Genomic DNA, 19,674 nt, shown 5'->3' on the forward strand with positions numbered 1-19,674 from the left:
GGTCTGAAACGGGGGCCTGGGGGTCGGCGGGCCTCCTGATCGGGAGGCCCGCCGGACTCCCGTCAGACCTCTTCGACGCTGCTCGGCTCGCGCCGGGACAGGTCGATGCCGAGCTCCTCCGCGGCGCGGAAGACATCCTCGTCGGTGTCGCGCATCTCGATGGACATACCGTCGCTGGACAGCACCTCCACGTTGAGGCAGAGAGACTGCATCTCCTTGATGAGCACCTTGAAGGACTCGGGGATGCCGGGCTCGGGGATGTTCTCGCCCTTGACGATGGCCTCGTAGACCTTCACGCGGCCGGTGACGTCGTCGGACTTGATGGTCAGCAGCTCCTGGAGGGCGTAGGCGGCGCCGTACGCCTCGAGTGCCCACACCTCCATCTCGCCGAACCGCTGGCCACCGAACTGGGCCTTACCACCCAGCGGCTGCTGGGTGATCATCGAGTACGGACCGGTCGAACGGGCGTGCAGCTTGTCGTCGACCAGGTGGTGCAGCTTCAGGATGTACATGTAGCCGACCGAGATCGGGTCCGGGAACGGCTCGCCGGAGCGGCCGTCGAAGAGCCGGGCCTTGCCGGACGGCAGAACCAGGCGGTCGCCGTCGCGGTTGGGGATGGTGTGCTCCAGCAGACCGGCGATCTCGTCCTCGCGGGCACCGTCGAAGACCGGGGTGGCCACGTTGGTGCGCGGCTCGACGCGGTCGGCGGCGATGGTCTGGAGACGCTCGGCCCACTCCTCCGGGAGGCCGGAGACGTCCCAGCCCTGGCTGGCGAGCCAGCCGAGGTGGATCTCCATGACCTGTCCCGGGTTCATCCGGGACGGCACGCCCAGCGGGTTGAGGATGATGTCGACCGGGGTGCCGTCCTCCAGGAACGGCATGTCCTCGATCGGCAGGATCTTGGAGATGACGCCCTTGTTGCCGTGGCGGCCGGCGAGCTTGTCACCGTCGGTGATCTTGCGCTTCTGCGCGACGTAGACGCGGACCAGCTGGTTCACGCCCGGCGGCAGCTCGTCGCCCTCCTCGCGGTCGAAGACGCGTACGCCGATGACCTTGCCGGTCTCGCCGTGCGGCACCTTCAGCGAGGTGTCACGGACCTCACGGGCCTTCTCACCGAAGATCGCGCGCAGCAGGCGCTCCTCGGGGGTCAGCTCGGTCTCGCCCTTCGGGGTCACCTTGCCGACGAGGATGTCGCCGGCGATGACCTCGGCGCCGATGCGGATGATGCCGCGCTCGTCGAGGTCGGCGAGGACCTCCTCGGAGACGTTCGGGATGTCCCGGGTGATCTCCTCGGGGCCGAGCTTGGTGTCACGGGCGTCGACCTCGTGCTCCTCGATGTGGATCGAGGAGAGGACGTCGTCCTGCACGAGGCGCTGCGACAGGATGATCGCGTCCTCGTAGTTGTGGCCCTCCCACGGCATGAACGCGACCAGCAGGTTCTTGCCGAGCGCCATCTCGCCGTTCTGGGTGGCCGGACCGTCGGCGAGGACCTGGCCCTCGACGATGCGGTCGCCCTCGTCGACGAGGACCTTCTGGTTGACCGAGGTGCCCTGGTTGGAGCGGGCGAACTTGGCCAGGCGGTACGTGATGTACGTGCCGTCGTCGTTGGCGGTGGTGATGTAGTCCGCGGAGACCTCCTGGACCACGCCGGTCTTCTCGGCCTTGACGACGTCGCCGGCGTCGACGGCGGAGCGGTACTCCATGCCGGTGCCGACGAGCGGGGCCTCCGACCTGATCAGCGGAACGGCCTGGCGCATCATGTTCGCGCCCATGAGGGCACGGTTGGCGTCGTCGTGCTCGAGGAAGGGGATCATGGCGGTCGCGACCGACACCATCTGGCGCGGCGAGACGTCCATGTAGTCCACGTCCTCGGGGCTGACGTAGTCGACCTCGCCGCCACGGCGGCGGACCAGGACGCGGGCCTCTTCGAAACGCAGGTCGTCCGTCAGGACGGCGTTGGCCTGCGCGATGACGAAGCGGTCCTCCTCGTCGGCGGTCAGGTAGTCGACGTCGTCGGTGACCTGGCCGTCGACGACCTTGCGGTACGGCGTCTCGATGAAGCCGAACGCGTTGACCCGGCCGTAGGACGCCAGCGAGCCGATCAGACCGATGTTCGGGCCTTCCGGCGTCTCGATCGGGCACATGCGGCCGTAGTGCGACGGGTGCACGTCACGGACCTCGAAGCCGGCCCGCTCACGGGAGAGACCACCCGGGCCGAGGGCGTTGAGACGACGCTTGTGCGTCAGGCCCGACAGCGGGTTGTTCTGGTCCATGAACTGGGACAGCTGGCTGGTGCCGAAGAACTCCTTGATGGAGGCGACGACCGGCCGGATGTTGATCAGGGTCTGCGGCGTGATCGCCTCGACGTCCTGGGTGGTCATGCGCTCGCGCACGACGCGCTCCATACGGGCGAGACCCGTACGGACCTGGTTCTGGATCAGCTCGCCGACGCTGCGGATACGGCGGTTGCCGAAGTGGTCGATGTCGTCGGTCTCGACCATGATCGAGCGACCGGACTCGCCGACCGTCTCGGTCTCGCCGGCGTGCAGCTTCACCAGGTACTTGATGGTGGCGATGACGTCGTCGGTGGTGAGCACGCCGGCGTCCAGAGGCTCGTCCGCACCGAGCTTCTTGTTCACCTTGTAGCGGCCGACCTTCGCCAGGTCGTAGCGCTTCGGGTTGAAGTAGAGGTTCTCGAGCAGCGTCTGCGCGGCCTCGCGCGTGGGGGGCTCGCCCGGGCGCAGCTTGCGGTAGATGTCCAGCAGCGCGTCGTCCTGGCCCTGGGTGTGGTCCTTCTCCAGGGTGGCGCGCATCGACTCGTAGTCGCCGAACTCCTCGAGGATCTGCTCGTTGGTCCAGCCGAGCGCCTTCAGCAGGACGGTCACGGACTGCTTGCGCTTGCGGTCGATGCGGACACCGACCATGTCGCGCTTGTCGATCTCCATCTCCAGCCAGGCACCCCGGGACGGGATGATCTTGGCGGAGAAGATGTCCTTGTCGGACGTCTTGTCGATGGAGGAGTCGAAGTAGACGCCGGGGGAACGGACCAGCTGCGACACCACGACGCGCTCGGTGCCGTTGATGACGAAGGTGCCCTTGTTCGTCATGAGCGGGAAGTCACCCATGAAGACGGTCTGGGACTTGATCTCGCCGGTCTCGTTGTTGGTGAACTCGGCCGTGACGAAGAGCGGGGCGGCGTACGTGAAGTCGCGCTCCTTGCACTCGTCGATCGAGTTCTTCGGCGGCTCGAAGCGGTGGTCGCGGAACGTCAGCGACATCGACCCGGAGAAGTCCTCGATCGGGGAGATCTCCTCGAAGATCTCCTCGAGACCGGACTTGGTGGGGACGTCCTGACCGGACTCCAGAGCCTCCTCGACGCGAGCCTTCCACGTGTTGTTGCCGAGCAGCCAGTCGAAGCTCTCGGTTTGCAGCGCGAGAAGGTTCGGAACCTCGAGGGGCTCCTTGATCTTTGCAAAGGAGATGCGCAGCGGTGCGGTGCTGGCGCCGTTGTTCGTATTCGCGGTCGAGGCGTTGCGCGAGGCGGCCAAGAGGGGGTCCTTCCGAGGGCTCGGACTCACTACGCGCGTACCGGCCCCTCGCCGCCGCTTGCCGACGGGTCGTCCCATTCCAGCCAAAAGGCCAGGTCAGTGACGGTCCGGTCGTCGTTGCTGAGGCGAGGGCATGCCCCTGGTGACGGGCAGGGGGCAGCTAACAGGCAGCGCAAAGGGTCAGTGTAGCCACTTGGCCCACTGATGTCCAGTACGGGTTGTTCGAGACCCTCGTAGTTGTCAACGCCTGCGGCATGCCTGCCCTCAACGCATCCTGATACTGCCCTCTTCGCCGTCGATCCATGCCTCGGATTCGGATCCTTGTGACGACGCGTCCTGAGAATTGCGCGCTGCGTGCAGTTCGTCAAGGCCCCCCATGCCCAAAACCGGGTGCTGCCATCGTCACATGCGGCCTGCCACCCGGACCTTTAGAGGTACGACGAAGATCACCATACCCCTCCCGGCGGCGGGCGCAAGGCAGCCTGCGCCGCCTCCGGGAAACGCCGAGGAGCGACCACCCGAATGGATGATCGCTCCTCGGTGCGTTCGCGTTACAGCCCTACGGGGCCGTTGTCAGCGCGCAGGAGTCCTGGCGGACCCGCGGAGGTCTTACTTGACCTCGACGGAGGCGCCGGCGCCCTCGAGGGCCTCCTTGGCCTTGTCCGCGGCCTCCTTGTTGACCTTCTCGACGACGGGCTTCGGCGCACCGTCGACCAGGTCCTTGGCCTCCTTCAGGCCCAGGGAGGTCAGCTCGCGCACGACCTTGATGACCTGGATCTTCTTGTCGCCGGCGCCGGTGAGGATGACGTCGAACTCGTCCTTCTCCTCAGCAGCCTCGGCAACCGGGGCGCCCGGGCCGGCCATCATGACCGGGGCGGCCGCGGCGGCGGTGACGTCGAACTTCTCCTCGAAGGCCTTCACGAACTCGGAGAGCTCGATGAGGGTCATCTCCTCGAACTGCGCGAGCAGGTCTTCCTGGCTGAGCTTCGCCATGATGGCGGTCCTTCCATTCAAATCGGCAGGTGCCGGATGTACTGGGTGAGGCGGGCGTACGTCGGCCCGCTGCGACCCTTGCCGCGTCAGGCGGCGCGGGTCAGAAAGCGAGCCGAGTTACTCGGCACCGCCCTGCTCGTCCTGCTTGGCGCGCAGCGCGTCCACGGTGCGGACGAGCTTCGACGGCAGCGCCTGGAAGACGGAGGCAGCCTGGGACTGCTTCGCCTTGAAGGCACCGGCCAGCTTGCTGAGCAGAACCTCGCGGGACTCGAGGTCCGCAAGCTTCTTGATCTCGTCGGCGGACAGCGCCTTGCCGTCAAGGACACCGCCCTTGATGACGAGATTCGGGTTGTCCTTGGCGAAGTCACGGAGACCCTTCGCCGACTCCACCGGGTCACCGGTGACGAAGGCGACGGCCGTCGGACCAGCGAAGAGCTGGTCGTCCAGCGTGATCCCGGCCTCGTTGGCCGCAATCTTGGTCAGCGTGTTCTTCACCACGGCGTACTGGGCGTTCTCACCGAGCGACCGGCGCAGCGTCTTGAGCTGCGCCACGGTGAGACCGCGGTACTCGGTCAGCACGGCGGCGTTGGAGCTGCGGAACTTGTCCGTCAGCTCCGCAACCGCGGCAGCCTTGTCGGGCCTCGCCATAGAGCCTCGGCCTCCTTCCGGGTGATTCGGACCGCGCGGACCCGAAGGAGGACTGGGGAAAACGAAACGCCCCGGCGCAGGCGCACGGGGCGGACTCGACCGGGCGCACACACGGGGATCGACGTGTGCTCCGGGAGTTCTTCCACTGTCACCTGCGCGGGTCGTCCGCAGTTCAGCGGATCCTTCGGCCACCGCGCCCTCATACGAGCGCACGGCAACGACCAGCGGTCTTTGGCTTCTTCAGAAGAGTACGGGAACGGATCGCCGCGAAGCAAATCCGTTCCCGGGGGGGATCACCGCACGAGCGTCAGCGGGAGCCGCGGAGGGGCTCAGCCCTCGCCGGCGCCCTCCATCAACTCGGCCAGGTCGACGATGTCCTTGGCCGGCGGCGCCTTGATGTCGACCGGCTTGTTGAACTCGAGGAACTTGATGGTCATGTCCAGCGGTCCCTTGTCGGCCTTGCCGCGCATCCGGAACTGCTTGGTGTGGTCCTCGCCGTCCACCCACATGTCCATGGTGAGCTTCTCGACGCCCATCTTCTCGTACTGCTCGATGCTCTTCTCGCTGCGCTCCTGGGCCTCGGCGCCCTTCTCCTTGAGGGAGGCGCGCAGGTCGGCGAGGGTGACGGTGCCCGAGTAGTGGGTGGTCTCGACACCGTCGATCTTCTCGGTGCCGACCTTCTTCACGTCCTTGGCGCCGGTGAGGAAGGTGGACTCGGTCGCCGGGTTCTGCTCGGCCTGGCTCGCGGCGCCGAGCTCGTTCAGCTCGTTGCCCTCGCCGAGCGTGGACAGGTCGAACTTCATCCAGCTCTTGCCGTCCATCTCCTTGGCCATCTCGGCGCTGCCGCCGATGTACATGGCCTTGTCGACGAGACGGATCTCGGCGGAACCCTCCTCGCCCATGTCGGGAGCCTTTATTTTCATGCTCATGGCGACATCGGGCTTCACCCGCATCGAGGCCTCCGCCTCGATACGGCCCTCCTCGGGGACCTTGCCGGTCATCGTGTAGCGGAAGGACGTGATGTCCTCGGCGTTCTTCGCCGCCTTGGCCACGGCCGCGGCCGGCTCCATCGCGGGAGCCGCGTCGGCGCCCGAGTCCTTCGAGCAGCCCACCGCGCCCGCGGCGAGAAGGAGTGCGGCAAGTCCGGCAGCAGGTACGGACGTTCTCATGGAATCCCCCCAAGTCATCGGATCCCCCCAAGGAACCCGGGGCTGGCACACAGCAAGAACTGTGACCCTATCTCAGGTGCATGACAGTGCCATCTGTTTTCTTCCGGGGGCAGAGGCACCCCCCGTGACTCAGGCGCCGCTCCGCCGGCCCACCAGGTCCTTCGCGTCCCGGGTGTCGCCGGGCGGCGGAGCCTCGGTCGTCACCTTCACGCCGTAGTCCTCGTAGTGGGCGGTCTGGGTCAGCCGGCCCGTCGCCGTCTCGGCCCTCTCCACCTTCTTGACCAGCAGGTCCCGCTCGTCGACCCAGATATCCACGGTCCGGCCGGTGACACCGGGGTCCCCCGCCTCCACCGTGCCCGTGTAGTGGGTGGTGCGCGCGCCCCGCACCCGCTCCTCGCCGACCTTCCTGACGTCGCCGGAGGCCAGCAGCAGCTTCACGCACTGGTGGGGCGCGGCGGCGCGCATCTGGTCCCCGAGCCGGGCACCTGATGCTCCGGCGGCGGCCCCGACGTCGTCGTACCGGTACCTGAGCCAGTGCCTGCCGCCCGTTTGCGCGGCGAACGCGTCGCCCATGCGCGCGTAGTAGGCATCGGGCAGGTAGCGGGTCTCCATGGACGTGCTGCCGAGTCGGCGCATGGCGTCGGCGACGGGCCCGTCGGTGTAGGTGAGGGTCAGCGTGCCGGTCAGGCCGTCGCTCCAGGAGAGGGCGCCCTCGGCGGTCATGGACATCACCGAGGCCATCGTCGTCCTGGACTCGACGCGGACGGAGTCGGCGCCGCCGGTGGAGCGCGCGACGGCGCGCAGTGCCGCGACCGAACCGGCGCGGGCGGCATCGTCGCCGCGCCCTCCGGAAGAGCCGGCGGCAGCGGTACAGGCGCTGATCGCGGCCAGCGCGGTCGCCGCCGCGAGCACGAGGCCCGTCCGGCGTCCGGCGCTCCTCGTCGTGCGTCGCGGTCCCACCCCTGCGCCCCGATCTCCCTAGTGCACCGGCCCGGTACCCGCACGCTAGCGCAGACCGCCGGACCACCGCGCACCAAAGAAGGGAACGGGCCCCGCACCTGGAGCAGGTGCGGGGCCCGTGACCGGTTGAGGTGAACCGTCAGGTTCAGACCGCGGCCGGGTCCTCCTCGACGAGGAGGTTGCGGGTGCGGTTCGGGTCGACCGGGATGCCGGGGCCCATCGTGGTGGTGATGGCGGCCTTCTTGATGTAGCGGCCCTTGGCGGCGGACGGCTTCAGACGGAGGATCTCGTCCAGCGCGGCGCCGTAGTTCTCCACCAGCTTGGTGTCGTCGAACGACGCCTTGCCGATGATGAAGTGCAGGTTCGAGTGCTTGTCGACGCGGAACTCGATCTTGCCGCCCTTGATCTCGGTCACGGCCTTGGCCGTGTCCGGGGTGACCGTGCCGGTCTTCGGGTTCGGCATCAGACCACGCGGGCCGAGGACGCGGCCGAGGCGGCCGACCTTGCCCATGAGGTCCGGGGTGGCGACGACGGCGTCGAAGTCCAGACGGCCCTTCGACACCTCGTCGATCAGCTCGTCGGCGCCGACGATGTCGGCGCCCGCGGCACGCGCGGCCTCGGCACGGTCACCGGTCGCGAAGACCAGGACCCGGGCGGTCTTACCGGTGCCGTGCGGAAGGTTCACGGTGCCACGGACCATCTGGTCGGCCTTGCGCGGGTCGACACCCAGACGGAAGGCGACCTCGACGGTGCCGTCGAACTTGGTCGTGGAGGTCTCCTTGGCGAGACGGACGGCCTCGAGCGGGGCGTACAGCTTCTCCCGGTCGACCTTGGCGTCCGCAGCGCGGAGAGCCTTGCTGCGCTTGCTCACAACTGCTCCTGTGTGTTCTGAAAGGAGTCGTGGTACGGGCCGAGCAGGCCCTGCCACGCACGGCTTTTCACGGCCGCGTACGTACTACGGGGTTGGGGTTCAGCCCTCGACGGTGACGCCCATGGAACGGGCGGTGCCGGCGATGATCTTCGCGGCGGCGTCCAGGTCGTTGGCGTTGAGGTCGGGCAGCTTGGTCTGGGCGATCTCGCGGACCTGCGCCTGGGTGATCTTGGCGACCTTGGTCTTGTGCGGCTCGCCGGAGCCCTTCTCCACGCCCGCGGCCTTGAGGATCATCTTGGCGGCCGGCGGAGTCTTGGTGATGAAGGTGAAGGAACGGTCCTCGTAGACCGTGATCTCCACCGGGATGACCCAACCGCGCTGCGACTCGGTCGCGGCGTTGTAGGCCTTGCAGAACTCCATGATGTTGACGCCGTGCTGGCCCAGCGCGGGGCCGACCGGCGGAGCCGGGTTGGCGGCACCGGCCTGGATCTGGAGCTTGATAAGCCCCGTGACCTTCTTCTTCTTGGGAGGCATGCTCTCTCTCCGGGTCCTTGCTGAGAGGTTGAGTACCATCCGCGCCTTCGATCTGCTCCGACCGGTGCATGATCCTGCAGATGGCATACCGCACCACGATAGCCCCTGTCCCCTTGAGACCTGAAATCGCCGAGGTCAAGCGGTCTGCGGAGACATTCGGCGGGCGGCCTCGCACCCATCGGCCCGGCTCGGCCGTCGGACGCATCCCGGAGGGCCATCAGGTGTAAATCTGATGACAAGGGCGGAAAACCGGCGACTCGACGGGGATTCCCTTCGCCGACAGCACCCCTGCCCACGGAGCCCACGGCCCCTCCGGACCGTCAGGCGCCCGCGGCGAACGCGACTTCGGAAGGAGTGACGTGTTCGCCCGTGAGCTCTTCGTCCGCACCGCCCGGATGTCCCGCACAGGCACGATCGCCACGCCGGCCTCCACCGCGCCGGCCTCCTCCGCCTCGGCCGCGGCGTACAACGTGGGATACGGCCAGGCCGCCTTGTACAAGGCCATCACCGATGCCGACAGCACCTCGGCGAGCGGCACCCTCACCCTGCCGCGGCACTGCGTCTACACGCTGAGCACCGAACTGCCCGCCGTCACCGCGCCGATCGTCATCAACGGCAACCACGCGGTCATCACCCGCGGGTCGGGATCATTCCGCGTTCTCACCGGCAACGGCACCCCGACCGTCTCCTCCAGCGTGATCCGGAACAACCGCGCCGGCCTCGGCGGCGGCATCTACGACAACCGCGACAACGCCGTGACTCTGCACGCCACCGTGGTCACCCCCAACACCCCGAACAACTGCCGCACCGGGCCGGCCCCGGCCCCGGCTGCCTCGACTGATCCCCCCGCACTGCGCCGGCACGGCCGACGGCCCGGAGAACCACGGCCGCACGCACAACGCCCCCGCCGACGGGAAACCGTCGACAGGGGCGTGTCGGTCGATGACCGGTGATCGGAGAACTAGTTCTTCTGGATCTGGTCGAAGGAGAGCTCGACCGGCGTCTCGCGGCCGAAGATCTCCACCAGGCCCTTGACCTTCTTCGAGTCGGGGTTGATCTCGTTGATCGTCGCCTGCAGCGTGGCGAACGGGCCGTCGGTGACGGTGACCGAGTCGCCGACCTCGAAGTCCAGCACCTGGACCTCGACCTTGCGCTGCGGGACCGGCTTGCCCTCGGCCTCGGCGGCCTCGCGGGCGGCCTTCTCCTCGGCCTCCGGGGCGAGCATCTTCACGATCTCGTCGAGCGTCAGCGGGTACGGGTTGAAGGCGTCCCCCACGAAGCCGGTGACGCCCGGGGTGTGGCGGACGGCGCCCCAGGACTGGTCGGTCAGATCCATCCGGACGAGCACGTAGCCGGGCAGCTTGTTCTGCCGGACCGTCTTGCGCTCGCCGTTCTTGATCTGGACGATCTCCTCCTCGGGAACCTCGGCCTGGTAGATGAGGTCCTCGACGTTCAGCGAGACGGCGCGCTGCTCCAGGTTGGCCTTCACGCGCTTCTCGTAGCCGGCGTAGGTGTGGATGACGTACCACTCGCCGGGCAGCGTGCGCAGCTCCTCGCGGAGCTTGGCGACCGGGTCGGCCTCGGTCTCCGGCTCCTTCTCCACGTGGACGGCGGCCTCCTCGGCCGGTTCGCCCGCAGCGGCCTCGACAGCCTCGGCCTCGTCGACCTCGTCCGCACCCTCGACGATGTCGAGCTCGTCAGCCACGGACTCGGTCGGCTCGATGGCGTCGTTCAGGTTCGGGTCAGACACGGTGGCTGCTTCTTCCTGGATACATAGGGGTGGAACATGCGAAAGGGGCGCCGGGTACCACGGCGCCCTTCGCTCTTGGCTCAGCCGAAGACGTACTTGGCCGCGTGGTCGAGCCCATAGTCAATCACGGTCACCAGGCCGATCATGATGGTGACGAAGACAATCACCACGGTGGTGTACGTCGTCAGCTGGCTGCGAGTGGGCCAGACGACCTTGCGGAGTTCCGCGATGACCTGGCGGTAGAAGAGGGCAAGGCGCTTCAGCGGGCCCTTCTTGGCGCGCTTGCCGCCCTTGCGGGACTTCTTCTTGGACTCCGCTACTTCATCCTGGGCATCAGGCGTGTCGAGGGAGCCCACGGCGTCCGTCATTCGTCCTCACCTGATTCCGGGTCGTGGCCGTGCCGCGCCCGGTCGAGCCGCACGGCGGTGCATTGCTGTACGTACATGCGCACACACCCTGGCGATGGTGCGTGTAGCAGGGCCGGAGGGACTCGAACCCCCAACCGCTGGTTTTGGAGACCAGTGCTCTACCAATTGAGCTACGACCCTTTGTGTGCCCCCCAACGTACCGCATCCGACCGGATGCTCGATGTGCACCGGGTACGGCGGCGGCTGCTGAAGGCCAACGAGGTGAGAGTGTACGTGGTCAGGCGCCGGTCGTCGAACGGAAAGCGCCCAAAGGTGCTTCGTCGGCGGAAGATCGGCGGCGGATCGTCCGGAAACCGGCCACACCTCCCCTGGTCACGGCGTCCGGGACGCATCCGGGCCACATCCGCCCCCGCGGGCGCGGGCCCACGGACCGGCAGGGCGGTCCAGGGGGCGAAACCGAAGTGCCGCGGCCGTTTCCGGTCTGGAACGATGGGCGGTATGAGCGCTGCAACCCCTCCCACCGAGCGCCGGGTCTCCGCCCGAGTCGGCTCGATCTCCGAGTCCGCCACCCTCGCCGTGGACGCCAAGGCCAAGGCCCTCAAGGCCGCCGGGCGTCCGGTGATCGGCTTCGGCGCCGGTGAGCCGGACTTCCCGACCCCGGACTACATCGTCGAAGCCGCGATCGAGGCCTGCAAGAACCCCAAGTACCACCGGTACACGCCGGCCGGCGGCCTGCCCGAGCTGAAGGCCGCGATCGCCGCCAAGACGCTGCGCGACTCCGGCTGGGAGCCGGACGTCTCGCAGATCCTGGTCACCAACGGCGGCAAGCAGGCCATCTACGAGGCGTTCGCCGCGATCCTCGACCCGGGCGACGAGGTCATCGTGCCGGCGCCGTACTGGACGACGTACCCGGAGTCCATCCGCCTGGCCGGCGGCGTCCCCGTCGAGGTCGTCGCCGACGAGACCACCGGCTACCGCGTGACGGTCGAGCAGCTGGAGGCCGCCCGCACGGAGAAGACCAAGGTCGTCCTCTTCGTCTCCCCCTCCAACCCGACCGGCGCGGTGTACTCCGAGGCCGAGACCGAGGCGATCGGCCGCTGGGCCCTGGAGCACGGCCTGTGGGTGCTCACCGACGAGATCTACGAGCACCTGGTCTACGGCGACGCCGTCTCCGTGTCCCTGCCGGCGCTGCTGCCCGAGCTGCGCGACAAGTGCGTCGTGGTCAACGGCGTCGCCAAGACGTACGCCATGACCGGCTGGCGCGTGGGCTGGCTCATCGGCCCCAAGGACGTGGTCAAGGCCGCGACGAACCTCCAGTCGCACGCCACGTCGAACGTGTCGAACGTCGCCCAGGCGGCCGCCCTCGCCGCGGTCTCCGGCGACCTGGAGGCGGTCGCGAAGATGCGCGAGGCCTTCGACCGGCGGCGCAGGACCATCGTGCGGATGCTCAACGAGATCGACGGCGTGCTCTGCCCGGAGCCGGAGGGCGCGTTCTACGCCTACCCGTCGGTGAAGGCGCTGATCGGCAAGGAGATCCGCGGCAAGCGTCCGCAGAACTCGGTGGAGCTGGCCGCGCTCATCCTGGAGGAGGCCGAGGTCGCGGTCGTCCCGGGCGAGGCGTTCGGCACGCCGGGCTATCTGCGGCTGTCGTACGCCCTCGGTGACGAGGACCTGGTGGAAGGCGTGAGCCGGATCCAGAAGCTGCTGGCGGAGGCTCGGGACTGAGCTCCGCTTCTGTGTGCGGGCGCGCCGGGCCACTCATGCGAGTGGCCCGGCGCGCCCCTTCGTTTGTGCGAGCAAGACCACGAATGGGGAAACGACTACCGGGGCGCGGGGAACGTACGGCACCATCCAGGAATGGAGCGTGTACGTGATCTCTCTGAGCTGCCGAAAGCCCATCTGCACCTGCACTTCACCGGGTCGATGCGGCCCACCACCCTGCTGGAGCTGGCCGACAAGTACGGCGTACGGCTGCCCGAGGCGCTGACGGAGGCCCTGTTCAGCGGGGAGCCGCCGAAGCTGCGGGCGACGGACGAGCGGGGCTGGTTCCGCTTCCAGCGGCTGTACGACGCGGCGCGCTCCTGCCTGCGGGAGCCGGAGGACATCCGGCGCCTGGTGCGGGAGGCCGCCGAGGAGGACGTCAAGGACGGCTCCGGGTGGCTGGAGATCCAGGTCGACCCGACCTCGTACGCCCCGCGCCTGGGCGGGCTGATCCCGGCGCTGGAGATCATCCTGGACGCGGTGGAGGCGGCGTCGCGCGAGACGGGCCTGGGGATGCGGGTGCTGGTCGCCGCGAACCGTATGAAGCACCCCCTGGACGCGCGCACGCTGGCCCGGCTGGCCGTGCGCTACCGCGACCGCGGCGTGGTCGGCTTCGGCCTGTCGAACGACGAGCGCCGTGGCATGGCGCGGGACTTCGACCGGGCGTTCGCGATCGCCCGGACCGGCGGCCTGTTCGCGGCCCCGCACGGCGGCGAGCTGACCGGCCCGGCCTCGGTCCGCGACTGCCTGGACGACCTGCGGGCCCACCGGGTGGGCCACGGGGTGCGCGCGGCGGAGGACCCGCACCTGCTGCGGCGCCTCGCCGACCGGGGCGTGACCTGCGAGGTGTGCCCGGCGTCGAACGTGGCCCTCGGGGTGTACGACAAACCGGAGGACGTCCCCCTGCGCACGCTCTTCGAGGCCGGCGTCCCGATGGCCCTGGGTGCCGACGACCCCCTCCTGTTCGGCTCCCGCCTGGCGGCCCAGTACGACATCGCCCGCCGCCACCACGCCTTCACGGACGCCGAGCTGGCGGAACTCGCCCGCCAGTCGATCCGCGCGTCGGCGGCCCCGGAGGACGTCCGGGCGAAGCTGCTGTCGGGGGTGGACGACTGGCTGGCGGGCTGAGCCGCGCCGGTCAGGAGCGGGCCGTGGCACCGACCACGATGGGCAGTGTCTCCTTGTCGAAGATGCCTCCGGACAGGTGATCGGGGATGGCCCTGCCGTTGACCTTCATCGTGGGCGTGCCGGACACCCCCGACTTCTGGAAGGCCTCCTCGGAGGCCGTCACGAAGTCGCGGTGCTTCATGCCCTCGACCGCCGCGTCGAACTCCGTGCCGCGCAGGCCCGGGACCTGGGAGGCCCGGTCGAGCAGGAACGCGTCGGTGTAGCCGTCGACGGCCTCCTCGGGCTGGTGGGCGAAGAGCGCCTCGTGGTACTCGACGAACTTGCCGGCGTCCAGGGCGGCCCGCAGGGCGTTGGCGGCCTTCTTCGATCCCTGGCCGCCGAGCTTGTCGTCGAGGAACGAGGCGAGCGTGTACTCGGCCCGGACCTCGCCGGACAGGACCATCTCGCGCAGTCCCTCGCCGCCGCCCTGGTTCTCGAACTCCGCGCAGACCGGGCAGCGCAGGTCCTCGTACACATGGACGACGATCTCCGCGCGCGGGGATCCCACGCGGATGGTGGAGCCGTCGGGCGCGAGCGCCTCGGGGATCTCCGCCACGTCCTTGTACGCCGTCGGTGCGTCCGGCTTCCCGTCCCCGGCCTCGGCGTGTCCCTCGCCGCACCCCGTGGCGAGCACGCCCACCAGGACGGCAGCGGCCGCGGCCGCGAGGACACGTCTGCCGTGTCGCTCCCCCATGTTCTTCCCCTCCCCTTGTTCCGCCCGTGCCTTGGTCCGCCCGTGCCCTGTTCCGCCCGTGCCTCGTGAACCTGCGGGCAGTCGCGGTGCCTACAGGCTCACGCCCACCGTCACCGGCTCGTTGACCAGGGTGATGCCGAAGGTCTCGCGGACGCCGGCCACGACCTCGCGGGCCAGGGCCAGCAGGTCCTCCGTGGTCGCGCCGCCGCGGTTGGTGAGGGCGAGGGTGTGCTTGGTGGAGATGCGGGCCGGGCCGGTGCCGTAGCCCTTGGTGAAGCCGGCCTTGTCGATCAGCCAGGCAGCGGAGGTCTTGGTGTGGCCCTCCCCCGCCGGGTACGCGGGCGGCTCGACGCCCTCGCCCAGCCGCTCCCGCACGCGCGCGCGGAAGACGGCGAAGTCGGCGTCCGTGAGGATCGGGTTGGTGAAGAAGGAGCCGGCCGACCAGGTGTCGTGGTCCTCGGGGTCCAGCACCATGCCCTTCCCGGCGCGCAGCTTCAGCACGGTGTCGCGGGCGGTGGCGAGCGGCACCCGGTCGCCCACCTCGACGCCGAGGGCGCGGGCGGTCTCGGCGTACTTGACGGGCGCCGACAGCCCGTCCGCGTCCTCCAGCCGGAAGCGGACGCGCAGGACGACGTACCGCTCGGGGTCGGCCTTGAAGCGGCTGTGGCGGTAGGTGAACGCGCACTCCCCGTTCGCCAGGGTCACCGTCTCGCCCGCCCGGCGGTCGTAGGCGATGACCTCGGTGATGGTGGTGGACACCTCCTGGCCGTACGCCCCGACGTTCTGGATCGGGGTCGCGCCGGCGGAGCCGGGGATGCCGGACAGGCACTCGACGCCCGCGAGGCCGGCCTCGACGGTGCGGGCCACCGCGTCGGTCCAGACCTCGCCGGCGGCCAGCTCCAGCGTCGTGCCGCTGAGCTCGAAACCGCGGGTGGCGATGCGCAGGGCGGTGCCGTCGAAGCCCTTGTCGCCGATGACCAGGTTGGAGCCGCCGCCGATGAGCAGCAGCGGGGTGCCTCCGGCGTCGGCCTCGCGGACGGCGTCGATCACCTCGGCGTCGGTGGCCGCGGTGATCAGCCGGGTCGCGGGGCCGCCCAGCCGGAAGGTGGTCAGCGGGGCGAGGGGCGCATCGTGGAGTTCCTGCACGCGCCCAAGACTACGAGACCCCACTGACACGGCCTCGTACGGCCTCGTACGCCGACGGCTCGCCCACGCCGCGGGCCGTCAGGCCAGTCGTACGACCGCCCGGGACATCCCGAGGACCTTCTGCCCGCCGCTCATGGCCGTCAGGTCGATCCGTACGGTGTTGTCGTCGAGCTTGGCCGCCACCTTGCCGGCGACCTCGATCAGGGCACCCTTGTCGTCGTCCGGGACGACGACGGGCTTGGTGAAGCGGACGCCGTACTCGACGACGGCGCCGGGGTCGCCGACCCAGTCGGTGACGACGCGGATCGCCTCGGCCATGGTGAACATGCCGTGCGCGATCACGTCCGGCAGGCCGACCTCCTTGGCGAACCTCTCGTTCCAGTGGATGGGGTTGAAGTCCCCGGAGGCGCCCGCGTACTGGACGAGGGCGGCGCGGGTCACGGGGAAGGTCCGGGCCGGGAGCTCGGTGCCGACCTCGACGTCGTCGTAGGCGATCTTCGCTGCCATCGGTTCCTCATGCCTCCTCGGCCGCGCGGGCCACCAGCTTGGTCCAGGCGGTCACGACGTGCTCGCCGGTCTCGTCGTGCACCTCGCCGCGGACGTCCAGGATGTCGTTGCCGGCCAGGGACTTGACCGCCTCGATGGTGGAGGTGACGGCGAGCCGGTCGCCGGCGCGCACGGGCCGGGTGTAGGCGAACTTCTGGTCGCCGTGCACCACGCGGCTGTAGTCGAGGCCGAGCTGCGGGTCCTCGATGACCTGCCCGGCGGCCTTGAAGGTGATCGCGAAGACGAAGGTCGGCGGTGCGATCACATCCGGATGGCCGAGCGCCTTGGCGGCCTCCGGGTCCGTGTAGGCCGGGTTGGCGTCTCCCACCGCCTCCGCGAACTCACGGATCTTCTCCCGCCCGACCTCGTAGGGGGCGGTGGGCGGGTAGGACCGCCCCACGAAGGACTGGTCGAGCGCCATGGCTCGGCACCTCCTGGTGTCAGCTGGGGTTTTCCCACATGAAACAACATGAGGCCGCCCCCAGGTGCGGGGGCGGCCTCATGTATGAGGTTTTGCTTTATCGCGTCTCGCGGTGCGCGGTGTGCGCGTTGCAACGCGGGCAGTGCTTCTTCATCTCAAGACGGTCCGGGTTGTTACGCCGGTTCTTCTTGGTGATGTAGTTCCGCTCCTTGCACTCCACGCAGGCCAGCGTGATCTTCGGGCGGACGTCGGTGGCAGCCACGTGAGTGCTCCTTGACGAACGGGTGGGTTTTCAACGCAGAAAGAGTAGCCGATCGAAGGACCGACCCCGCAATCGGCTACTTGGAGTAGCGGTGACCGGACTTGAACCGGTGACACAGCGATTATGAGCCGCTTGCTCTACCGACTGAGCTACACCGCTGCGATGCGATGGGCCCCGCCTGACGGCGGGAACCTCTCACATCAGAGCCCCAAAACGGAATCGAACCGTTGACCTTCTCCTTACCATGGAGACGCTCTGCCGACTGAGCTATTGGGGCGAGCGAGGAAGACATTACACGCTCCGCCGCCGTACACCCAAATCCAATTCGCCGCGCCGTCCCGCCGTGCGGCCACACCGGTACGACTATTGCGCTCCTCCCTCGTCGGACCCGGTGACCGCCCTAGGCTCGACCCACTCTGCGTGATCTTGCGTCCCGCGCGCGGCCACGCGGTCCGTGTCCCCACCTGGAGTGCGATGCCCCCCGGTCAGCCGCAGCCGCCCCACTCGTCCTCCTCGCCGGACCCGTCCGGACGGACGGGTCCGGACGGGCTGCTGCTGTGCGGGGCCCGGCTGGCCGACGGGCGGACCGTGGACGTACGGCTGGCCGGCGGGCGCATCGAGGCGGTCGGCACCGCCGGCAGCCTCGGCGCCGACGGGCCGCGGGACGAAGGCGTGCGCGTGGACCTCGGCGGCTATCTGCTCCTGCCGGCCCCGGCCGAACCCCACGCCCATCCGGACACCGCCCTGACCGCCGACGGCGGCGGCCCGGTGTCGTACGACCCGGAGGACGTCCAGCGCCGGACGACCGAGGCCGCGCTGCTGCAACTGGGGCACGGGGCGACGGCCGTGCGCGCACACGTACGCGTGGGTGACGTCCAGGGACTCGGCGCCCTGACGGCCGTCCTGCGGGCGCGGCGGGCGCTGCGCGGGCTCACCGGGCTGACGACGGTGGCGGTGCCGCGCGTGCTCACCGGTGCGGCCGGCGCGGAGGGCCTGGCGATGCTGCGGGACGCGGTCAAGGCGGGCGCGTGCGTGGTGGGCGGCTGCCCGGACGTGGATCCCGACCCCACGGGCTACGTCGAGGCGGTCCTCGAGGTCGCCTCCGAGCACGGCTGTCCCGTCGACCTGCACACCGACGGGACCGACCCGGCCCGTCTGGCGCGGATCGCGGCGATGGCGGGCGGGCTGCGCCCCGGAGTCGCGCTGGGCCCGTGCGGCGGCCTGTCCCGGCTTCCGGTCAAAGCTGCCGCGCGGGCCGCGGACCAGCTGGCCGCGGCCGGGGTGACGGTGGTGTGCCTGCCCCAGGGCGGCTGCGGGGAGGCCGAGGGGCGGGACACGGCTCCGGTACGGCTGCTGCGGGCGGCCGGGGTGCGGGTGGCCGCGGGCAGCGGCGCCCTGCGGGACGTGTCGAACCCGGTGGGGCGCGGTGATCCGTTGGAGGCGGCGTACCTGCTGGCCTCCCGCCACGGGCTGCGCCCCGAGGACGCCTACGACGCGGTGAGTACGTCGGCCCGCGCGGTGCTCGGTCTGCCCGAGGTGCGGGTGGAGGCCGGCTTCCCCGCCGAGCTGCTCGCGGTGCGCGGCGACCGGCTCGCGGGGGTGCTGTCGCTCGGGTACAGCCGGATCGTGGTGCACCGGGGGCGCGTGGTGGCGCGTACCAGCGCGGTGCGGGAGTTCTGCGACTCGGCCGCCGCGGCGGAGCTGGGGCTGCCGCGGCAGGGGCGGGGCGAGCTGTCGTGACGCGGTGGGTGTGCGGGTGTACGGGCGTGTGCCCCGGGACGCGCCCGAAGTCGTGCGGCGGATACGGCCGTTCGGGCGTACGGTCGGAGACATGCGCATTGTCATCGCTGGTGGTCATGGTCAGATCGCGCTGCGGCTGGAGCGGCTGCTCGCCGCGCGCGGGGACGAGGTGGCGGGGATCGTCCGCCGCGCCGAGCAGAGCGAGGACCTGCGGGCGGCCGGTGCCGAACCGATCGTGCTCGACCTGGAGTCGGCGTCGGTCGAGGAGGTCGCGGAGCGGCTGCGGGGCGCCGACGCGGCGGTGTTCGCGGCGGGCGCGGGCCCGGGCAGCGGCGCGGCACGCAAGGACACGGTGGACAAGGGCGCGGCGGTGCTGTTCGCGGACGCGGCGGTACGCGCGGGCGTGCGCCGTCACCTGGTCGTGTCGTCGATGGGCGCGGACGCGGGGCACAAGGGCGACGAGGTCTTCGACGTCTACCTGCGCGCCAAGGGCGCGGCCGACGACCACGTCCGCGGCCAGGAGGCCCTGGACTGGACGATCCTGCGCCCCGGCGCGCTGACGGACGACGCCGGCACCGGCCTCGTACGCCTGGAGGCCCACACCGGCCGTGGCGCGGTCCCCCGCGACGACGTGGCCGCCGTCCTGGCCGAACTGGTCGACACCCCCGCCACCGCCGGCCTGACCCTGGAACTCGTCAGCGGCTCGGCACCGGTGTCGGTCGCGGTGAAGTCGGTGGCGGGCAACTGAGCGAGCGTCACCCCTCCACGCAAAAACCCCCTCTGGTCTACGTCTCCGCAGATCAGAAGGGGTTTTCCCAGTGTGGCGGCGCCAGGATTCGAACCTGGGAAGGCTGAGCCGGCAGATTTACAGCGGGCTGGCTAGGTCCTCGCCCACCTGGCCAAAGTTGGAACTGCCTTTCCGCCGGGGGATACATGGGGGACGGACGGCAGGTTTCTCTGTCTCTCGCCTCTCTGGCGCACCCGTAACCTCTCCGTCCCGAACTACGGGCGGGGTGGTTGCTGATGTGTGCCCTGTGTGACGGATGCAAGCATGGGGCGAGGCAAGGGGATCCACGGACGGTGGGCCCGGCTCGGC

19 protein-coding genes and 3 tRNA genes are annotated in these 19,674 nt (G+C 69.7%); 5 read left to right on the forward strand and 17 right to left on the reverse strand.

What is annotated here, in order from left to right; genetic code table 11:
- Positions 1 to 62: 62 nt before the first annotated feature.
- The 7 genes from rpoB to rplK all read right to left on the reverse strand — a co-directional run bounded on the left by rpoB (position 63) and on the right by rplK (position 8,723).
- Positions 63 to 3,548: a DNA-directed RNA polymerase subunit beta gene (gene rpoB, locus RH94_RS30135; protein ID WP_073951513.1), complete on the reverse strand. Its 3,486-nt coding sequence runs from the start codon at positions 3,546 to 3,548 to the stop codon at positions 63 to 65.
- A gap of 609 nt (positions 3,549 to 4,157) precedes the next feature.
- On the reverse strand, positions 4,158 to 4,541 hold the full coding sequence (gene rplL / locus RH94_RS30145; protein ID WP_073951514.1) for a 50S ribosomal protein L7/L12: 384 nt from the start codon (positions 4,539 to 4,541) through the stop codon (positions 4,158 to 4,160).
- Between the two features lie 117 nt (positions 4,542 to 4,658).
- Complete coding sequence (gene rplJ, locus RH94_RS30150; protein WP_006130602.1) at positions 4,659 to 5,189, reverse strand: 50S ribosomal protein L10; 531 nt, start codon at positions 5,187 to 5,189, stop codon at positions 4,659 to 4,661.
- 329 nt (positions 5,190 to 5,518) lie between these two features.
- Entirely contained in the window at positions 5,519 to 6,358 is an 840-nt protein-coding gene (locus tag RH94_RS30155; protein WP_073951515.1) for a LolA-like protein, read from the reverse strand.
- 129 nt (positions 6,359 to 6,487) lie between these two features.
- Complete coding sequence (locus RH94_RS30160; protein WP_073951516.1) at positions 6,488 to 7,318, reverse strand: hypothetical protein; 831 nt, start codon at positions 7,316 to 7,318, stop codon at positions 6,488 to 6,490.
- Positions 7,319 to 7,463: 145 nt separating this feature from the next.
- Positions 7,464 to 8,189 carry a 50S ribosomal protein L1 gene (rplA, locus tag RH94_RS30165; protein ID WP_073951517.1) on the reverse strand — a complete coding sequence of 242 codons (726 nt, stop codon included), beginning with the start codon at positions 8,187 to 8,189 and terminating at the stop codon, positions 7,464 to 7,466.
- Between the two features lie 99 nt (positions 8,190 to 8,288).
- Positions 8,289 to 8,723 carry a 50S ribosomal protein L11 gene (gene rplK / locus RH94_RS30170; protein WP_043442978.1) on the reverse strand — a complete coding sequence of 145 codons (435 nt, stop codon included), beginning with the start codon at positions 8,721 to 8,723 and terminating at the stop codon, positions 8,289 to 8,291.
- 359 nt (positions 8,724 to 9,082) lie between these two features.
- Here rplK and RH94_RS30175 point away from each other — a divergent pair, with 359 nt between their 5' ends.
- On the forward strand, positions 9,083 to 9,676 hold the full coding sequence (locus tag RH94_RS30175; RefSeq protein ID WP_073951518.1) for a hypothetical protein: 594 nt from the start codon (positions 9,083 to 9,085) through the stop codon (positions 9,674 to 9,676).
- Positions 9,677 to 9,684: 8 nt separating this feature from the next.
- Here the strand turns inward: RH94_RS30175 and nusG are convergent, their stop codons facing one another.
- The 3 genes from nusG to RH94_RS30190 all read right to left on the reverse strand — a co-directional run bounded on the left by nusG (position 9,685) and on the right by RH94_RS30190 (position 11,021).
- A complete protein-coding gene (gene nusG / locus RH94_RS30180; protein ID WP_073951519.1) occupies positions 9,685 to 10,473 on the reverse strand; it encodes a transcription termination/antitermination protein NusG in 789 nt (262 codons plus the stop codon).
- Positions 10,474 to 10,553: 80 nt separating this feature from the next.
- Positions 10,554 to 10,841: a preprotein translocase subunit SecE gene (gene secE / locus RH94_RS30185; RefSeq protein ID WP_073951520.1), complete on the reverse strand. Its 288-nt coding sequence runs from the start codon at positions 10,839 to 10,841 to the stop codon at positions 10,554 to 10,556.
- A 107-nt stretch (positions 10,842 to 10,948) separates the two neighbouring features.
- A tRNA-Trp gene (locus RH94_RS30190) sits at positions 10,949 to 11,021 on the reverse strand.
- Between the two features lie 318 nt (positions 11,022 to 11,339).
- Here RH94_RS30190 and RH94_RS30195 point away from each other — a divergent pair.
- Both RH94_RS30195 and RH94_RS30200 read left to right on the forward strand, forming a co-directional pair.
- Entirely contained in the window at positions 11,340 to 12,566 is a 1,227-nt protein-coding gene (locus RH94_RS30195) for a pyridoxal phosphate-dependent aminotransferase (protein WP_073951521.1), read from the forward strand.
- Positions 12,567 to 12,698: 132 nt separating this feature from the next.
- Entirely contained in the window at positions 12,699 to 13,730 is a 1,032-nt protein-coding gene (locus RH94_RS30200) for an adenosine deaminase (protein WP_073951522.1), read from the forward strand.
- Between the two features lie 10 nt (positions 13,731 to 13,740).
- Here RH94_RS30200 and RH94_RS30205 read toward each other — a convergent pair whose 3' ends face one another.
- From RH94_RS30205 to RH94_RS30235, 7 genes are all read right to left on the reverse strand, one after another.
- Positions 13,741 to 14,463, reverse strand: a complete 723-nt coding sequence (locus RH94_RS30205; RefSeq protein WP_073951523.1) for a DsbA family protein — start codon at positions 14,461 to 14,463, stop codon at positions 13,741 to 13,743.
- A 90-nt stretch (positions 14,464 to 14,553) separates the two neighbouring features.
- Complete coding sequence (locus RH94_RS30210; protein ID WP_073951524.1) at positions 14,554 to 15,609, reverse strand: UDP-N-acetylmuramate dehydrogenase; 1,056 nt, start codon at positions 15,607 to 15,609, stop codon at positions 14,554 to 14,556.
- Positions 15,610 to 15,687: 78 nt separating this feature from the next.
- On the reverse strand, positions 15,688 to 16,116 hold the full coding sequence (locus tag RH94_RS30215; RefSeq protein WP_073951525.1) for a MaoC family dehydratase: 429 nt from the start codon (positions 16,114 to 16,116) through the stop codon (positions 15,688 to 15,690).
- A 7-nt stretch (positions 16,117 to 16,123) separates the two neighbouring features.
- Positions 16,124 to 16,576, reverse strand: coding sequence for a MaoC family dehydratase N-terminal domain-containing protein (locus RH94_RS30220; protein ID WP_073951526.1), 453 nt, complete (start codon positions 16,574 to 16,576; stop codon positions 16,124 to 16,126).
- Between the two features lie 97 nt (positions 16,577 to 16,673).
- On the reverse strand, positions 16,674 to 16,838 hold the full coding sequence (rpmG, locus tag RH94_RS30225; RefSeq protein WP_003948671.1) for a 50S ribosomal protein L33: 165 nt from the start codon (positions 16,836 to 16,838) through the stop codon (positions 16,674 to 16,676).
- Positions 16,839 to 16,924: 86 nt separating this feature from the next.
- A tRNA-Met gene (locus tag RH94_RS30230) sits at positions 16,925 to 16,997 on the reverse strand.
- 45 nt (positions 16,998 to 17,042) lie between these two features.
- Positions 17,043 to 17,115 (reverse strand) — tRNA-Thr (locus RH94_RS30235).
- A gap of 197 nt (positions 17,116 to 17,312) precedes the next feature.
- Between RH94_RS30235 and RH94_RS30240 the strand changes: the two genes are divergently transcribed.
- Together RH94_RS30240 and RH94_RS30245 are read left to right on the forward strand one after the other, a co-directional pair.
- Positions 17,313 to 18,578 carry an amidohydrolase family protein gene (locus tag RH94_RS30240; RefSeq protein WP_073951527.1) on the forward strand — a complete coding sequence of 422 codons (1,266 nt, stop codon included), beginning with the start codon at positions 17,313 to 17,315 and terminating at the stop codon, positions 18,576 to 18,578.
- A 91-nt stretch (positions 18,579 to 18,669) separates the two neighbouring features.
- Positions 18,670 to 19,326: an SDR family oxidoreductase gene (locus RH94_RS30245; protein ID WP_073951654.1), complete on the forward strand. Its 657-nt coding sequence runs from the start codon at positions 18,670 to 18,672 to the stop codon at positions 19,324 to 19,326.
- The last annotated feature ends 348 nt before the right edge of the window (positions 19,327 to 19,674 follow it).

The sequence above is a fragment of the Streptomyces kebangsaanensis genome (assembly GCF_001906585.1).
GTDB lineage: Bacteria > Actinomycetota > Actinomycetes > Streptomycetales > Streptomycetaceae > Streptomyces > Streptomyces kebangsaanensis.